The organism is Spirosoma luteum DSM 19990 (genome assembly GCF_000374065.1).
GTDB classification, from domain to species: Bacteria; Bacteroidota; Bacteroidia; order Cytophagales; family Spirosomataceae; genus Spirosoma; species Spirosoma luteum.
Map to the genome: position 1 here is coordinate 97556 of NZ_KB893251.1, position 17370 is coordinate 114925.

Sequence of the window (17370 nt, forward strand, 5' to 3'; positions counted from 1 at the left end):
ATCGAACGTAACTACCTGACTTGAACATTGGAAAAGTTATACCGTTACAGAGGGCTCATAAAAATACCGTAGCGTAGGAAACTGTTTAAAATCCAGAAAAAGTTCACTTACTTTGTCAACTGAACACACCCTATGTACTATGTACTACGTCTGTTCGTTAGATATAGGTCTTTTTCGTAATCGCATGAGAGTTGTTCGACTTCTTAAAAATATGCAAAATTCAGGAATTAAACACCGCTTGCCACTTCTTTTTTTTTATTTTAATACAATCTTTTCCCTCCGTCTCTTTTGTGCCTCTCTGGCAGTGAGTTCCCTGTGGCTGGGCTTTTCGGCTCAGGCCCAGATTACAGCGCCCGCTGCCACACCCAGTGCTCCCACTACATCACCAGCCAGTCCGGGTCGGGGTGCTCCCGTACCGGCCGGCGTAAATGTCAATAATCTTCCCCCCAGCGTTCAGCAACAGATCAGACAGGCAACCCAGGGGAATGCCAACCAGCGGGGGCAAACGCCGGGGGCCACTACGACCGATGGTGCAACCACCGACCCTGCCCGTACGGAAGCTGATTTTGAACGGCAACTCGATACGACGGCCGGTGGCGCGGATCAGGCCAGAGCTAAGCAGTCGTTCAGAGATGCACAAGATCGGGAAGCAGCTGAAAGACGACAGAAGTTATTTGGCTATTCCATCTTCGATCAGGCCATGGAAAAAACCTTCCAGCCCAATATCAGCATGGCTACTCCCCGGAACTACATTGTTGGCCCCGGCGACGAGCTAAATATTCGAATGTACGGTTACTCGGAAGGTGATTATTCCCAGAAGGTGTCGCCGGAAGGGTTCGTTTATATTGCCGGGCAAACCGGTATCGGGCCAATTTCGGTCATAGGGCTCACAGTAGAGGCAACCAAAGCCCGCCTGACGAGCCGGATGGCCAACAAATTCGTGGGGCTTCGCAATTCGTCCTACGGCGCTCAGAACACGTTTCTGGAAGTATCGCTGGGTAGCGTTCGGAGTATTCGGGTTACCGTAACGGGGGATGCCCTCAGACCGGGCACCTACACCATGTCATCCCTGTCGACGGTTATGAACGCCATCTATCAGTCGGGCGGCCCCAGTGAAATTGGTTCGTTCCGTAAGGTTCAGCTTATCCGCAACAATAAGGTTATTACAACCCTGGACCTGTATGACTATGTGCTGACCGGTGTTCAGCAAAATGACTTCCGGCTACAGGACAACGACAATATCCGGTTTACTACCTACATCGAACGGGTTGAAGTCAGCGGGGCCGTTAAGCGGGATAAAATCTTCGAAATGCTGCCCAAAGAAACCCTGGATCGGCTCATCTTCTACGCGGGCGACTTTACGGCCAATGCGTACAAGAGCAGAATCAAAGTTACGCGGCTCACCGACCGCGAACAGAAAGTGATTGATGTAACGGTTCCCGAGTTCAAGACATTTGAGATGCAGGATGGTGACCGGGTTGAAGTAGAACGGCTATTGAATCGTTTTGAAAACAAGATCACTATAGAAGGGGCTGTTTTTCGGCCGGGGCAGTATTCGCTCGATAACAACGGGACGCTCAAACAACTCATCGCTTCGGCCGAAGGGCTCAAAGGGGATGCCTTCACGGGTCGGATTAACATTATCAGAACGCGGGAAGACCTGGCGGTAGAAAGTCTGTCGATTAACCTGGCCGATATCATGACCGGAGCACAGCCCGATATCCCTTTGCAGCGGGAAGATCAGGTTATCATTCCCTCCCGTTTCGATCTGGCCCAGCAGGCTACCATTTCGGTAACGGGCGAGGTAAACAGAATCGACACCGACATGCCTTTCATGGCGAACATGACACTGGACGATGCCCTGGTTCGGACGGGGGGACTGAAAGAGTCGGCAGCAGCCTCGCAGGTGGAAGTTATCCGTCGGCGAAAAGATGTTGACCCCCGTTCAACAACGTCCCAACTGGCCACTGTTTTCCGCTTCGATGTTAACCGGGACCTTACCATTGGCAACGATGCGAACAAGACGTTTACCCTAGAGCCATTTGACCAGATTGTTGTGCGCCGGTCTCCCAATTACGCGGTTCAAACCTATGCCACAATAGTTGGCGAAGTAATTGTACCGGGTGAGTACGCTATCGTCAGTAAAGACCAGAAAATTTCTGATCTGATTAAGCAGTCCGGTGGCTTGTCACCGTACGCCTATATAGAAGGGGCAACGCTGGTACGCCCGGTGCAGTTGAGTGAGGATGAAATAAATCGAAAACAACGGGCTATTGATGAGATAGCCAGCAATGTAGCCAAGAGCGTGGTGGAAACTGAGACCGTTACCACGAGTACAACCGAACCACTGAATATCGATCTGAAAAAAATACTGGCCAATCCGGGGTCATCGGAAGATATACTGGTGCAGGCGGGTGATGTGCTGCGGATACCTAAGTTACTGGAAACGGTTCGTATTCAGGGCGAGGTTCAATTACCCAACACGGTTAAATACCGGGCTAACCAGAGTTTTCAGGATTATATATCCCAAACGGGCGGCTACACCTCGAAATCGCAGAAACGGAAGTCGTTCATCGTATATGCAAACGGCTCCGTTGATCGGACCCGCAAGTTCATGTTCTTCAACATATACCCCCGCGTAGCACCCGGTGCCGAAATAGTAGTGCCACGTGAAGCCCGGACTCCGCTGAGTGCCCAGCAAATACTATCCTCTACGGTTGGTATCGCGGGTTCTTTACTAACACTTATTACTACCCTTTTAGTGATATCCCGTATCAATTAATCGGGGATTTACCCTTATGGATTCTACTAACGTAACGGATACAAACAACTCTGGTCCCCTGGTAGCCGCTCATACGCTGCCACCCGATCAGATATCGCCCAAGTCGCTGATTCTACGTGTTTTTCAATTAAAAAACGTAGCCCGGCGAAACTGGAAACTATTGCTTATCCTGATTGCCTTGGGTGCGGTGGGCGGTTTTATTTACGATACACTCAATAAAACCAGAACCACCTACACCGGAACCATTATGTTCAACCTGGGCGGAGGTTCGTCGGGGGGAGGCTTCGGCGGAGACCTGGGTCAGTTGGCAGGCGCGTTCGGTCTGGGGTCAGGGGCACCGGATGCCAGTATCTTTTCGGGCGACAACTTTCTGATTTACGCCAAATCCAGGCCCGTTGTGGAAAAGACCCTGATGAAAACCGATACCATCAACGGGAAAGATACGCTGCTGGTAAACTACTATATCCGCCACAGCGGTATTCGGGATAAGGAATGGGAAGACAATGACACCCTGCGTGCCTTCTACTTCAAACGGGCCAAGAAACCTATTGAATACAACAAGTTGGAGCGGTCGGCCATGGCAGCTATCTACGGCCGAATTCAAAGTGAAATCTCGGTCACTCAGCCAGAGCGTAAATCATCCTTTATGGAACTGGGCTGTTTTATGGAAGATGAGCAACTGACCGCTACGTTTCTGACGACACACCTGAAAACAATCGAGGAAGATTACCAGAGCAAGCAAACCAAAAAAACCAGCGAAATGCTGACGGTGCTTGAGTCCAGAGCCGATTCGATTGCCGGTCTCCTGAGTGGTACCGAGAATAAACTGGCCCGCTACATGGACCAAAACCAGCAGGTAGTAGTGGCGCAGGCCAAGATTCAGGAGAACCGGCTGACGCGCAACTCCACATTCCTGACCTCCATCTATTACCAGGCCGTGCAAAGTGCCGAAAATATGCGGTTGTCGCTGATTCGGGAAACCCCTTTGTTTACCATCATCGAGCCGGTTTCATTACCGCTGTACATGGAGGTCATTAAACCCGGCGGCCTGCAGATTGGCCTGGCGCTTGGTCTTGTTCTGGGTATTATTTTTATTTTCCTGCGCGAATCCTACCGATCAATCATGCGGGGAAACTAACCCCGGCCGTTTATCCTTATCATTCATACGCGCTTTAACGTATTCTTGTTTTGCAAACGCACGAAGTAATTATTCAGCCGGGCCGATCAGAACGGCACTATTGGGCGGACCTGTGGCGTAACCGGGAGTTGATGTACATTCTGTCGATGCGCGATGTGTCGGTTCGCTACAAGCAAACGGCTCTGGGCACTGCCTGGGGGCTTATCCGGCCACTGACAACCATGCTGATTATGGTGTTTGTATTCAGCAAAATTGCCAAACTACCCCCGGACCCCGGTGTTCCCTACCCCCTGATGGTGCTGGGTGGTATAACGGTATGGACATTTTTCTCAACGGCTTTTACCCAAATCAGCAACAGCGTCACGCTGAATTCCAACCTGGTAACCAAGGTGTACTTCCCCCGGCTGATTATGCCGATAAGTGCCGTGGCCGTTAGTTTTGTCGACTTCCTGGTTTCGCTGGGTTTATTTATCCTGCTGGCTATCTGGTACCAATTTATACCCGACTGGCATTTGCTTCTCCTGCCCGCCTTCATTGTGCTGGCCCTGCTGGCCTCTTTTGCATTTGGCTTATTTTTTGCAGCTGTCAACGTGCGGTTTCGCGATATTGGCCAGCTCATTCCCTTTGTAGTGCAGGTGGGTTTTTATGTTTGCCCTATTGCCTACAGTAGCCGACTGGTAGCTGATAAAGCCGACGAATGGTGGGCGCCGTTTTACTGGCTTAACCCAATGGTGGGTATTATTGATGGCTTCCGCTGGGCTTTACTCGGCGAACGGGCGTATTTCAATCCAAAGAGCTTACTAATCTCGGTTAGTATTGTACTCGTATGTTTAGCCTTATCGCTCTACTTTTTTCGGAAGCGGGAGAATACTTTTGTGGATGATATTTAACAGTTAGCAAGTTGATCAGTCGAATCATTCACTGATTGACCAACTGACTGACCACTCACTACTTGAATTATGTCTGTTATCTCGGTTGAAAATATAAGTAAACAATACATCATTGACCACCAAAAGGGGAAAGGGGGTACTACGCTGCGCGATGTTATCACCGAAAACCTGAAGAGCCTGGTCGGTAAAAAGACAAAGACCAGCATTACACACGAGGAGTTCTGGGCGTTGAAGGATGTTAACTTCTCCATCGAACAGGGCGACCGAGTGGGTATTGTAGGGCATAATGGTGCGGGTAAGTCAACGATGCTCAAGATACTGAGCAAAATTATCCAGCCCACCACCGGCACGGTACGCATCCGGGGCCGGGTAGCCAGCTTGCTGGAAGTAGGAACCGGCTTTCACCCCGAACTGACGGGCCGGGAAAACATCTACCTCAATGGTTCCCTGCTGGGCATGTCGCGTACGGAGATCAGAAAACAATTCGATGCGATTGTGGCCTTTGCCGGAGTCGAAAAATTTCTGGATACCCCCGTTAAGCGGTATTCATCGGGTATGTACGTTCGGCTTGGTTTTGCCATTTCGGCCCACCTGGACCCCGAAATCATGATTGTGGATGAAGTGCTGGCTGTGGGTGATGCCGAATTCCAGAAGAAGAGTCTCGGCAAAATGCGCGATAATTCGGCGAGTGGCCGAACCATCATTTTCGTTAGTCATAACCTGACGGCGGTGCAGGCACTCTGCAACAAGACGCTGTATTTCGAAAAAGGCCGCTTAATTGAGCAGGGGGAAACCAATCAGGTTATTGCTTCCTACATCAGTAAAGTGTCCAAAACCCGCCTTCTTCGGCAGTGGGATACCCCCGAAGAAGCACCCGGCAATGACCTGGTACGTATTAGGCGGATTGAACTGGTTCCCGAGTATCCGGACAACCTGACACACATTGATGTTCGGACGCCCATGACGCTTCAGTTCGAGTTCTGGAACCAGATGGACAATGCCAACCTGAACCTGAGTATGCACCTCAACTCGCTCACGGGCGAGTGTATCTTTAACGTCGGTACGCAGTCGCAGCCGTACGGGAAAGGGTTGATAGCGGCCGAATGTACCATTCCGGGCTATTTTCTGAATGATGGCTCCTACACCATTTCCATGATGGTCGTGAAGGACACAGTAACTCCACTTTATGTTATGGAAGAAGCCATTACCTTTGATGTAGAAGATTACCGGGAAGGCATTGCCTGGTATGGCAAATGGCCGGGTTACGTCCGTCCGCAGTTTCCGTTTCACATCAAAATGCTGGAACCGGTAGCCAGCGAACAGTAAGTAGTTGTTGGATTACCCTCCCTATTTACGGGCGATGGATGGTCAACAACGGATAGTTATTTACTACTAATTGCTTTGGGATTGATGATTAACGTCACTAAATCATATTTACCAGACCTCGATGAGTACGTTACTCACTTAAAAGGAATCTGGGAGCGCGTACACCTGACAAACGACGGCCCCCTGTTGCGCGACCTCGAAAGTCAACTAAAAGACTATCTGGGCGTAAAACACCTTAAGTTCTGCACCAATGGTACGATTGTCCTTCAGATGGCCCTGAAGGCGCTTAACATAAAAAAAGAGGTTATTACCACCCCGTTCTCGTACGTAGCCACGACAAACGCACTACTATGGGAAGGGTGCACACCCATCTTCGCGGATATCCGCCCGGACGATTTCAATATCGACTCCGATAAAATCGAGAGTCTTATTACCGAAAACACCGAGGCCATTATGGCCACGCACGTGTACGGGAATGCCTGCCAGATTGAGCAGATTGACACTATTGCCCAAAAACACAACCTGAAGGTCATTTACGACGCAGCGCACACGTTCGGAGCCAGCTATAAAGGGAATTCCATTCTGAGCTATGGGGATATAAGCACCTGTAGTTTTCACGCCACAAAAGTATTTCATACGGTAGAGGGCGGCTGCATCGTCACGAATGATGATGCCATAGCGGAGCAGCTGCATCATTTCCGTTCGTTCGGTCATCAGAACGACAACTACTACGGGGTAGGCATCAACGCCAAAAACTCGGAGTTTCACGCAGCCATGGGGCTGTGCGTACTGCCCAAAGTACCAGAGCTGATTGCCGCCCGGAAGGAGCGGTTCCGCTATTACGATACCCGGCTCGATTTTACCCGGATAACCCGCCCTACCCTGGCTCCTGGCATGGACTACAACTATGCCTACTATCCCATTGTACTCGATTCGGAAGAAACCGTGCTGCGGGTTATGGACATGCTGAAGGCGAAGGCCATTATGCCCCGGCGGTATTTTTACCCCTCACTCAATACCCTGCCGTTTGCCCTCCGGGGAGGAGTTGAGCAGCTTTGCCCTGTTTCGGAAGATGTGGCGCTGCGGGTGTTATGCCTGCCCCTTTATCCTGACCTAGCCGAAGCCGATGCCGACCGAATTGCGACGGTGGTGAACGAAGCCCTGGTGGCCGTTGGCGAAGTTATATAGCCTGTAATAACCCGTTGCAATCAAAAAATTAGTCATTGAGTTGCCAGCGGTTGCTTTTCACTCGCAGCTATCCGTACGGCCCTTTGTCCATTATGACCCTGCTTTACCTTCTCTCTCTTGGTTTATTTGTCGTGTACCTCGGCCAACTGTCGACGCGCATTTGCCGCCGGTCGCTAACCGAATGGTGGCTGACCACCTTTTTGCTGGGTGCCGGGAGTGTTATTCTGACGGGTTTTATTCTATCCGTTCTTTACCTCACAGCCAACGCCCCGGTTTGGGCCGGTTCCGTTTTCATTACGGCTACGGTGCTCGGCACGGGGCTGAGCCGGTTGAGCGGTAATTCCGAACGCTTTTCGGTGCTGCCCCTCATTCATGAACGCTGGCAAACGGGGCGGCTCTGGTTCCGTGATTTATCGGGTTACGCCCGCTTCCTGTTCTCAGCCCTTTTCCTGACCCTGGCCCTGATTGCCATTACTAATCTGCTGCTGGTTTTCTTTACGGTACCGAACGAATGGGACAGTATGACCGGGCACCTGAACCGGGTCATGCAATACATTCAACGGGGCACCATGCGCCACTTTGGGGGTACCAACTGGAATATGGACACGTATCCAAAAAGCGTGTGTACCCTCCAGATTTACACCTTTTTGATGACCGGCCATTTTGAAAATGGATTTAAGTTTATCCATCACCTGAGTTACTGGACCGCCATTGTGGCCGTGTTTGGTATCGTGCAGCGGATTGGTCATTCGTACCCGCTACAAAGCCGGCTTTCGGCTGGTTTCTTCTGTGCGCTGGCGTACGCATTGCTGCCCGATTTTCTGATGCAGGCCATCACGACCGAAACGGATATTGTACTGACGGCTTATCTGAGTGTGCTCTTATATATGTTGTTCAGCTACCGAACCCTGACCGGCAACCGCTATCTGTACCTGGCCGGGATGGCGTTCGGTATTGCGCTGGGGCACAAGATTACGTTCCTGCTCCTGCTGCCATCGGTGTTTGTGCTAATGCTGTACACCGTCTTTTTATCGCCTTCCCTGACCATTACCATCAACCGGACCTGGCGGTTGGCGGCAGCTATTGTCATTGGCGTTTGTGTATGGACACTGCCAACGGGTTACCTCAAAAACATCGAGGTATTTGGTCACCCCATTGGTCCCCCAACGGCCCTCAAACACCAGTCGGTTGAGCGGGCTGGTACGTTCCGAAATTTACTGGAGCAGGGTAGCCGGAACCTGGTTCGCTACGGCTATGACCACGTCAACCTGGATGGTATTCGGAATCTGCCCATCGGTGCCGAACTGAATCACGCGATGCGCCTGCCGATGGTGGTGCTGGAAGATAAACTCCATATGCGCCTGGATGAAGAAACCAGTTTTTCTATTCAGACCTTCGCGTTCGACCGGCGTTTTGTGTTTTATAACGCCAACCCGTACTGGGGTATCGTTGGCTTTGGCCTCATTTTTCCGTTGCTCTTTCTGGTCCTGATTGGCTACGTGCGTTCCACCCCGCACGTGTACCTGGGCATTGCGCTACTGCTTCACTTTGCGGCCCTCGCCTACTCGGCTCCTTACGACCCATTCAAAGGCCGCTACTTTATTGAAACGGGCCTGTTCGGCGTTACCTTTCTGGCCCTCCTGTTTCTTAATCCCCGTACGGCGGTCAACGTGCCGAAGCGAACTGGCTGGAAAGGGTACGTAGGCTTCGTTACGGTGCTGGGCTGTTTGTCGGCCATTTTGTGCGTCTTCCTGAACATCCGCGCTTTACCCTTTGCCTGGACGGCTCCCGATGGAAAATCGTTTCCGTCGGCTTTCCACTCCGACCGGATAAAGCAAATGACCGTCGGGCGCCCCGATGTGTATATCCCTTACAAGCGGTTCGATGAGCTGGTGCCCGCCAACGCTACCATTGCCCTGGCTACTATTAATGACGACTACGAATACCCGCTCTACGGACCGGATTTGTCCCGTCGCCTGATTGCCATCAACCCATTCGAGCAGGGGCTGAAACCGATTCCAAAAAACGCGGATTATCTCTTTTTCGATAAGAGCGTTATGCAACCTCAACCCGGCGATATTCGCCTGGGCACTGATACGACGATGAGGGCTTCGGTCATTGTGCCCGGTGAAGATTATTACCTACGAAAACTGAAATAGGCCTATGACACTTGCCATTATGCAGCCTTATTTTCTGCCCTATATTGGCTACATGCAGCTTATGAGTGCAGTTGACACCTTTGTGCTGTACGATGATGTGGCATTCATAAACCGGGGCTGGGTTAATCGTAACCGGCTGCTTATTAATGGTCAGGAACACCTGTTTACGGTGCCCCTGAAAGATGCCAGTCAGAACAAGCGCATCAATGAGGTAATGATAGCCAGCGACCCAAAATGGCGCAGCAAGCTGTTGAAAACCGTCGAGCAGGGATACCGGAAAGCACCCTTCTATCAGGCGGTTATGCCGTTGACCGAAAAAATAATCAACTTTACCACCGATTCAATTGCCGATCTGGTCTATTTTAGCCTTGTCGAATTGAATCAATACCTGGGTTTATCAACGCGGCTTGTGCAGTCTTCAACCGTCTATAACAACGCGGACCTGAAGGCGCAGGAACGGATTCTGGATATTTGCCGGCAGGAAAAAGCATCGCACTACATCAATCCCATCGGCGGCACCGACCTGTACGACAAACCGACGTTCGCGCAGGCCGGTATGGAACTGAGTTTTATCAAAGCATTGAAAGTCGAGTACCCGCAGATCAATAACCGGACTGAATTTGTCCCCTGGTTATCCATCATTGATGTATTGATGATGAACGATGTACCAACGGTTAAAACCATGCTGGGGGCGTATGAATTAGTATAGTATCAGGAGTGAGGAATCATCTAGTGTATGCAAAAAGTGAACTAACTGATTTGTTACCGCTGGATGGCTCCCCGCTCCCCACTCCTAAAAAAAATGGCAAAAATTATTATTTTCGGGGTAATGGACACGGCCGAACTGGCCCATTTTTACCTCACGAACGATTCTGAGCACGATGTAGCCGCGTTTACCGTCAGCCGTGAGTTTATGACGGGCGATACGTTTCAGGGGTTACCACTCGTAGCATTCGAGGACGTAGAAACACTGTTCTCGCCCAACGAATACAAGTTTTTTGCGCCCATGACGGGCCGCAACATGAACCGAAACCGGGAGCGGATTTACTTAGAAGCCAAAGCTAAAGGGTACGAATTCATTTCGTACATCAGTTCCAAAGCAACTCTGTTTGGTAATCAGATTGGCGAAAACTGCTTCATTCTGGAAGACAATACCATTCAGCCCTTCACCACCATTGGCAACAACGTGGTGCTCTGGAGCGGTAACCACATCGGGCACCACGGTCAGATTAAAGACCACGTTTTCTTTACCTCCCACGTGGTTATGTCGGGTCATTGCGTTATCGAACCTTATTGCTTTTTTGGGGTAAACAGCACCATCCGCGATTTTCTGCATATTGCAACGGGAACGCTCGTCGGTATGGCTTCGGCCATCTATAAGGATACCGACGAATGGGGTCTTTACCTGGGTAACCCGGCGAAGAAACTGCCCAAACCAAGTTACGAAGCGTACTGATCCGTTTTCGAACGAAATTACCGTTGGGCAACGGACTTTCCATCAATCTTACACCGCTGTTTTGAACGCTATCCTTTTTATCGGGCATGATGCTAACCGGGCAGGAGCGCAATACCTGTTGTTACACCTGCTCACACATCTGCACGAAACGGGCGTCCGGACGGGGCTGGTGCTGGGGGCGGGTGGCCCACTGCTGCCCGACTATGAGCAGGTAACGACCGTTTATCAGGCTTTTTCTTCCGCGAAAGACCCTAGCTTTAGTGCCCGTGTGCTGGCCAAACTGGGTTTCACCCCACCCGTCACTGAACAGCCTGAGGTCGATGGTTTGCCGACGCTCCTTGCTGCGATTCGGGCCGGGCAGTATTCCTGCATCGTTGCCAATACCATTGCCAATGGTGGCCTGCTGCGTATGCTGGAGCCACTTAAGTTGCCGTTTGCCCTGTACGTGCATGAACTGGAGACCTCCATTCAAATTTATACCCGACCCGAAGATTTGCGGTATGAGCTGACGCACGTTAGCCATGTCTTTTGCGGGTCGGAGGCCGTTCGTCAGAATTTGATTGACCATCATGGTTTAACGCCTGCCAACACATCCGTTTTGAACTCGCTGATCCGGACGGCAACCCTCCTTGATAAACTCAAAGCCGTTGATCAGGCATCGGTCCGGACCCAGCTGGGTATCCCCCCTCAGGCAGTGGTTATTGGCGGATGCGGGAATGCTGAATGGCGGAAGGGAGTCGATTTATTCCTGCTCATTGCCCGGCAACTGCTTAACACGCATCCGGATGTGCATTTTGTGTGGGTGGGCATTCCGGAAGGGGGCGAAGAGACCCGGCGATTACACTACGATCTCGCCCGGATGGACATGGCCAACCGCGTCCATCTGCTGCCTCCCGGTGGCAATTACCTGGATTACGTAGCCTGTTTCGACCTGTTTACCCTGACATCGCGGGAGGACCCGTACCCACTGGTTATCCTGGAAGCGGGCCTGAATCATAACCCCGTTTTGTGTTTCGAAGGGTCGGGGGGTAGCCCCGATTTTGTGGGGGCCGATACGGGTTGTCTGGTCCCCTACCTGGATTTATCGGCTATGGTAGCCGCTCTGGCCCGACTCGCCGATAATCCGACGGAACGTACCCGGCTGGGAAACGTATTCTACGAGCGCGCAATGGCCCACGATGTCGCTACGCTTGTTCCAACACTGCTGGCAAAAATCGATTCCGTTTTTTTGCCGCTAACCTCTGGTCAGTATGCTGGTCGGTGATGGGATGATTGCCCGGCGTTTTCGCGCTTATGCGGATCGGAACGATGTCGTATTATTTGCGTCGGGCGTTTCGAACTCCAAAGAGACCCGCCCGGAACCGTACGCACGCGAACGTCATCTGGTAGAAGACACGCTGCGGCAGGCGCCAGGCTGTCTATTTGTTTATTTCAGTACCGCCAGCATTGCCGACCCCATCGAGCAGGGTTCGCCCTATGTGATGCATAAAATGGCCCTTGAGGAGTTAATCAAAGAGCAGGCAAGTGCTTACCTGATTATCAGAGCGTCGAACGTGGTGGGGGGACCGGGTAATCCGCATACGATTCTGAATTTCTTTGTCGACCGTATCCGTCGGCAGGAGTCATTTACCATCTGGCAGCACGCGGTACGAAATGTTATTGATATTGACGACCTTTATCAACTCGTCAGCGGGTGCATCGCCGATGCTTCCACCTGGAACCAAACACTCGTTGTGGCCAACCCTTATTCGGTCAGTCCATTGGTTATAGTGCAGGCCATCGAGCGGCACACGGGGCAAAAGGCCAAGTATGAGTTGCTGGACAAGGGGGCAGCCTTCACCTTACCAGCCGAAATGGTAAGCAAACGCTTACCGAACGCTGATGACGACTGGCAACCCGAACGGTATATTACCCGCCTGCTCCAAAAATACTATGTATGATGCGGCACCCGGCCCGGTAATTCTTCGAAACCCGCGTCATACCGCCTGACGAATCAGGTAAGTGACAGTAGAGGGTGACAAAATTTGTCCAACTCCCTGACAACCCGGGCCACTGGCGCGGTTCTGTTTGTTGCTGCGGGGCTACCAACTAAACCTTGGCAGCCTGAATGTACGGTACTAGTGCCGGTTACGTTTAACAAAAGACTGATTGTATTATATTGACCATTTTTCCTCCGCGCTGTAAGTTTATATAGCAGTGATTCGCTTTCAACGTGGCTAAACAAGTTTTGTATGAAAATTGCCGTATGGCACAACCTTCCCAGCGGAGGGGGAAAACGGGCAATGTTTTATCATTTGCAGGGATTGAAAGAACGCGGTCATCAGATTGAAATCTGGACTACACCTCAGGCCGACAATCAATACCTTGATTTTAATTCGATTGGGCCTATCCACGTCGTTCCTTTCGATTCGCCGGGCGAATCGGTTCCGATGCGGGATCGCTTTGGGTATCTTGGTTTCCACCAGGATACAGCCATGCGCTCCATGATTGCTCACAGCCATGTTTGTGCCGAACAGATACAGGCGGGTAACTTCGATGTGCTGTTTGCCAACAGCTGCATGGTATACGGATCGCCTTACATTGCCCGTTTCACAACGCTGCCAACGCTGCTGTATTTGGGAGAACCCCTTCGCTATCTGTACGAAGCACAGCCGCAATTACCCTGGTGTGCGCCCGGTGAAATGCAGTCCTGGACCAGTTATGCCTACTGGCGTATGCTGGTTAACGACCTTTGGCGGCAGCGACAGCTACGCGTGATCATGCGCGAAGAACAGCTCAATGCAGCCGCCTTTGACCGCATCCTGGTCAACTCGTTATTCTCCGTAGAAACCTGCCTGCGCGTGTACAGTCTGGATGCAGAAGTGAGCTACCTGGGCGTTGATACCCGTATTTTCCGGCCCCTCGGCCTGGCCCGTCAGCCCTTCGTGATGTGTACCGGTAGTTTCCAAGCCCGAAAAGACCCTTCGTTCATCATTGAGTCCCTCAGCCATATTCCGGTTTCCCGCCGGCCAGGACTGGTATGGGTGAGCAATTACACCGATAGTGTTTTTGAAGCCCGTATGCAGCAACAGGCACAACGGACCGGTGTGGACCTGAGCCTGCGCAAAATGGTGTCGGATGACGAACTGGTCCGGCTGTTGAATCAGGCGAGTGCCTTTGTGTACGCCCCCCGCCTGGAACCTTTCGGGCTGGCCCCGCTGGAGGCCAACGCCTGCGGCTTACCCGTGGTAGCGGTGGCCGAAGGCGGCATCCGCGAATCCATCCAGCACGGTCAGAACGGCCTGCTCGTAAACCGGGACACGCATCAGATGGCCCAGGCAATCGACTCCCTGCTCAGCAGTAAAACGCTGTGGGACCAAATGTCAAAAAGAGCCATTGACATCATTGACAGCCAATGGTCGCTAACGGTCTGTACAGACCGTATCGAACAGGCTCTTCAACAAACAATCCAACAGCCCAAAGCTCCAATTGCTGAATGACAATCGCGTTTACCATTTGCTCCATCAATTACCTGGCACAGGCCCGAACGCTGGGCAACTCACTCCGGCAAACCAACCCCGATTATACGTACATTATCGGGCTGGTTGATCGGCTCGATCAGGCTACGCTGCCCCCCGACCTTCTGCCCGATTACCCCATCATTGAAATCGACAAGATCAACATTCCCGACTTTCCGGCCATGTGTGACCGCTACGATATCACCGAGTTGAATACGGCTGTTAAACCCTTTTTTATCGATTATTTCTACACGAATTACCCAGCCCTGGAGCAAATCATTTACTTCGATCCCGATATCATCGTTTTTCAGCCACTCCATAAACTCAATCAGGACCTTCGGCAATACAGTATGGTGCTGACCCCGCACGAGTGCTTCCCCACCTCGGACTGGGAACGACCAAACGACCTGCACCACCTGAATACGGGCATTTTTAATCTGGGTTTTATTGGCCTTCGGAATGACGACACTGCCCGTCAGTTTGTTAACTGGTGGAAACAGCGGCTAATCTACGAATGTCGGATTGATCTATGCAATGGTCTGTTTGTTGATCAGCTATGGGTTAACTTTGCCCCCGTTTATCACGATAATGTACTCGTGGAACATCACCCCGGTTATAACGTTGCTTACTGGAACATTCATGAGCGAACGCTATCGGAAGACGCAGACGGGCAGTGGTGGGTAACGTCTTTAACCGATGAGCCAGACCAGCCCCTGCAATTTTTTCATTACAGCGGATATGATCCTTACAAACCAGATGCCATCTCTAAATACCAGACAAGGTATACGTTCGGGGAGCGGATGGATACAAAACCCTTGTTCGAACTATACCGAACAAGGCTCCTGGCCAACCACAATGACCGGTATCGCCAATATCCCTGCGTGTACGTCAAACCGCCCAACGTATTACGCTATAAGCGGGTACGCAAAGTGTTGAAAAGTCCGCTTACTAAACTAATAGCCTTTTTGGAGCGTCAATAAGCAGTTAGGCACTACCTGACTTGTTAAATTTTTCGGTTAGTTCCAGCAACGTCCTTCGGCCAATCCAACGTAGTATGACCCTGTCGAGTCCTGTTCGTGTAAACGTCGTTATACCGGTATACAAACAGACGCTTACTGAGTATGAAACGATTTCCCTGGCCCAGTGCCTTCGGGTGCTGGGGAATTACCCTATCTGGCTGGCGTGTCCGCATTCACTCGATACTACGGCTTACCGCGCCCTGGGGCCGAACCTGCAAACCCGCACCTTCGACGATAGCTATTTTGCCGACATACAGGGCTATAACCGCCTGATGGTAGCAAAAGAGTTTTATGAGGGGTTTGCCGATCAGGAGTATATGCTTATTTACCAGCTGGATGCCTTCGTTTTTCGGGATGACTTGGCGTACTGGTGCCAGCAAAATTACGACTATATTGGGGCACCCTGGCTGCGCGACCGGGATTTCACCGGCCTGAGCGATAAACTATGGTTTACCGTCAAACAGCAGGTAGCTACCTGGCTCAACCTGAAGAAAGAGGACGGTGTGACGCCCCGCGAAATTATCAATCTAAACGGTGTGGGTTGCGGAGGCTTCTCACTCCGGCGGGTTTCGGCCATGCTGCGCTGCCTTGAACCGTTTCAGCAAAAAATTGCGGAATACGACCGCATTCCCCTGCACCAGTACCACGAAGACGTTTTCTGGGGTATTGAAGTAAATCGGTACTGGCCGAGGTTACGTATACCCAATTACCGAAAAGCGTTGTTTTTTGCCATTGAATTTTATCCCGAATGGGCTGTTGAACATTATAATGAAGGACAATTACCATTTGGTTGCCACGCCTGGAATATCCATGGAACGGACTACTGGCGGTCTGTTTTCGCCAATTACGGGTACCAAATATAACGATGCGATGACACCAGCACTTCACGATCAACCCACTGTTTCCATTGCGCTTTGCACCTATAATGGGGTAAACTACTTACCGACTCAATGGCAAAGTCTGGTCAATCAGCAACGGTTGCCGAATGAAATTATCATTTCTGACGATCTATCAACTGATGGCACACCTCATTTACTGACCCAATTCGCAGCCGATGCGCCTTTTCCCGTAACTGTTTTAGCCAACAAGACGCGCCTGGGGTATAACAAGAATTTTGAGCGGGCATTGTCTGCCTGTACCGGTGAGTTGATTTTCATCTGCGACCAGGATGACCTGTGGTTGCCAGAAAAAATTGATACGATGGTGCACTATATGATTCAGCATCCGACCGCTCAGATTGCCTTCTGCGATGCCTGGGTGACCGATGAGCAGCTACAGGGACGTGAAAAACGGTTTTGGGAATCCGTTCGGTTCGATGCCCAGACCCGCGCCCGCTGGCTATCCGGCGGAACCATGGACGTACTACTGGAAGGCAATCGGATGATGGGGTGTGCTACGGTTATCCGCCGTTCTTTTTTACCAATCCTGCTGCCCATTCCCGATAAAATACCGGGTTACATCTACGACGGATGGATAGCCCTGGTTGGAGCCACGCAAAATGTTATTCATTTCGTCGACCAGCCGCTGCAACTCTACCGTACTCACGTACAGCAGCAGGTAGGCGTTCGTCCGCAGCCGATCCCTGCCCGGACAAGATTACGGGATCGACTCACCCGGCACCGGGCCAGAAAACTAGCTCCACTGCACAGAAAGCAGATTCAGTTGAGCATCATCAGTCAGCTGCTCAGCAAACGAGTGTCATCTGACGCACCCGGTTTGCCCGAACTCTACCGGCGGCTGGCGCACTTCACGTTGCGCAGTCACCTGCCCCATAATCGCCTTAAACGCATCGCTCCTGTATTAACTAACTTGTGGCGGGGTAACTATACCCGGTATGCCGAACCGGCCGCCAACTGGTATGCCCCATTTTTAGCCGTCTTGGGCGATATTCTCGAATAATGTAGTTTTGCGTTCA

At 51.4% G+C, this 17370-nt stretch carries 14 protein-coding genes; all 14 read left to right on the forward strand.

Translation table 11 applies throughout. The features are described from left to right. The first annotated feature begins 211 nt into the window (after positions 1-211). The 14 genes from B156_RS0110020 (at position 212) to B156_RS0110085 (ending at position 17354) form a co-directional block, all read left to right on the forward strand. Positions 212-2782 carry an SLBB domain-containing protein gene (locus B156_RS0110020; protein WP_018619556.1) on the forward strand — a complete coding sequence of 857 codons (2571 nt, stop codon included), beginning with the start codon at positions 212-214 and terminating at the stop codon, positions 2780-2782. A gap of 16 nt (positions 2783-2798) precedes the next feature. Further along, positions 2799-3920 carry a GumC domain-containing protein gene (locus B156_RS0110025; protein ID WP_018619557.1) on the forward strand — a complete coding sequence of 374 codons (1122 nt, stop codon included), beginning with the start codon at positions 2799-2801 and terminating at the stop codon, positions 3918-3920. Between the two features lie 50 nt (positions 3921-3970). Next, positions 3971-4810 carry an ABC transporter permease gene (locus tag B156_RS0110030; RefSeq protein ID WP_018619558.1) on the forward strand — a complete coding sequence of 280 codons (840 nt, stop codon included), beginning with the start codon at positions 3971-3973 and terminating at the stop codon, positions 4808-4810. 69 nt (positions 4811-4879) lie between these two features. After that, positions 4880-6136: an ABC transporter ATP-binding protein gene (locus tag B156_RS0110035; RefSeq protein WP_018619559.1), complete on the forward strand. Its 1257-nt coding sequence runs from the start codon at positions 4880-4882 to the stop codon at positions 6134-6136. A gap of 84 nt (positions 6137-6220) precedes the next feature. After that, on the forward strand, positions 6221-7324 hold the full coding sequence (locus tag B156_RS0110040; protein ID WP_018619560.1) for a DegT/DnrJ/EryC1/StrS family aminotransferase: 1104 nt from the start codon (positions 6221-6223) through the stop codon (positions 7322-7324). 92 nt (positions 7325-7416) lie between these two features. Next, a complete protein-coding gene (locus B156_RS0110045) occupies positions 7417-9483 on the forward strand; it encodes an ArnT family glycosyltransferase (RefSeq protein ID WP_018619561.1) in 2067 nt (688 codons plus the stop codon). A gap of 4 nt (positions 9484-9487) precedes the next feature. Next, the gene (locus tag B156_RS0110050; RefSeq protein ID WP_018619562.1) at positions 9488-10192 is read left to right on the forward strand and encodes a WbqC family protein; all 705 of its coding nucleotides are present in this window, start codon (positions 9488-9490) and stop codon (positions 10190-10192) included. A gap of 93 nt (positions 10193-10285) precedes the next feature. Next, positions 10286-10939: an acetyltransferase gene (locus tag B156_RS0110055; RefSeq protein ID WP_018619563.1), complete on the forward strand. Its 654-nt coding sequence runs from the start codon at positions 10286-10288 to the stop codon at positions 10937-10939. A 61-nt stretch (positions 10940-11000) separates the two neighbouring features. Beyond that, positions 11001-12203 carry a glycosyltransferase family 4 protein gene (locus tag B156_RS0110060; protein ID WP_018619564.1) on the forward strand — a complete coding sequence of 401 codons (1203 nt, stop codon included), beginning with the start codon at positions 11001-11003 and terminating at the stop codon, positions 12201-12203. Next, positions 12190-12879 carry an NAD-dependent epimerase/dehydratase family protein gene (locus B156_RS0110065; protein ID WP_018619565.1) on the forward strand — a complete coding sequence of 230 codons (690 nt, stop codon included), beginning with the start codon at positions 12190-12192 and terminating at the stop codon, positions 12877-12879. The genes B156_RS0110060 and B156_RS0110065 overlap by 14 nt, the downstream gene beginning before the upstream one ends. A 291-nt stretch (positions 12880-13170) precedes the next feature. Beyond that, positions 13171-14418 (forward strand): glycosyltransferase family 4 protein, encoded by a 1248-nt coding sequence (locus tag B156_RS0110070; RefSeq protein ID WP_018619566.1) that lies wholly within the window; start codon positions 13171-13173, stop codon positions 14416-14418. Then, entirely contained in the window at positions 14415-15416 is a 1002-nt protein-coding gene (locus B156_RS0110075) for a glycosyltransferase family protein (protein WP_018619567.1), read from the forward strand. The genes B156_RS0110070 and B156_RS0110075 overlap by 4 nt, the downstream gene beginning before the upstream one ends. A gap of 74 nt (positions 15417-15490) precedes the next feature. Beyond that, entirely contained in the window at positions 15491-16318 is an 828-nt protein-coding gene (locus tag B156_RS0110080) for a DUF5672 family protein (RefSeq protein WP_018619568.1), read from the forward strand. After that, positions 16266-17354 (forward strand): glycosyltransferase, encoded by a 1089-nt coding sequence (locus B156_RS0110085; RefSeq protein ID WP_245563714.1) that lies wholly within the window; start codon positions 16266-16268, stop codon positions 17352-17354. Before B156_RS0110080 ends, B156_RS0110085 begins: the two co-directional genes overlap by 53 nt. The last annotated feature ends 16 nt before the right edge of the window (positions 17355-17370 follow it).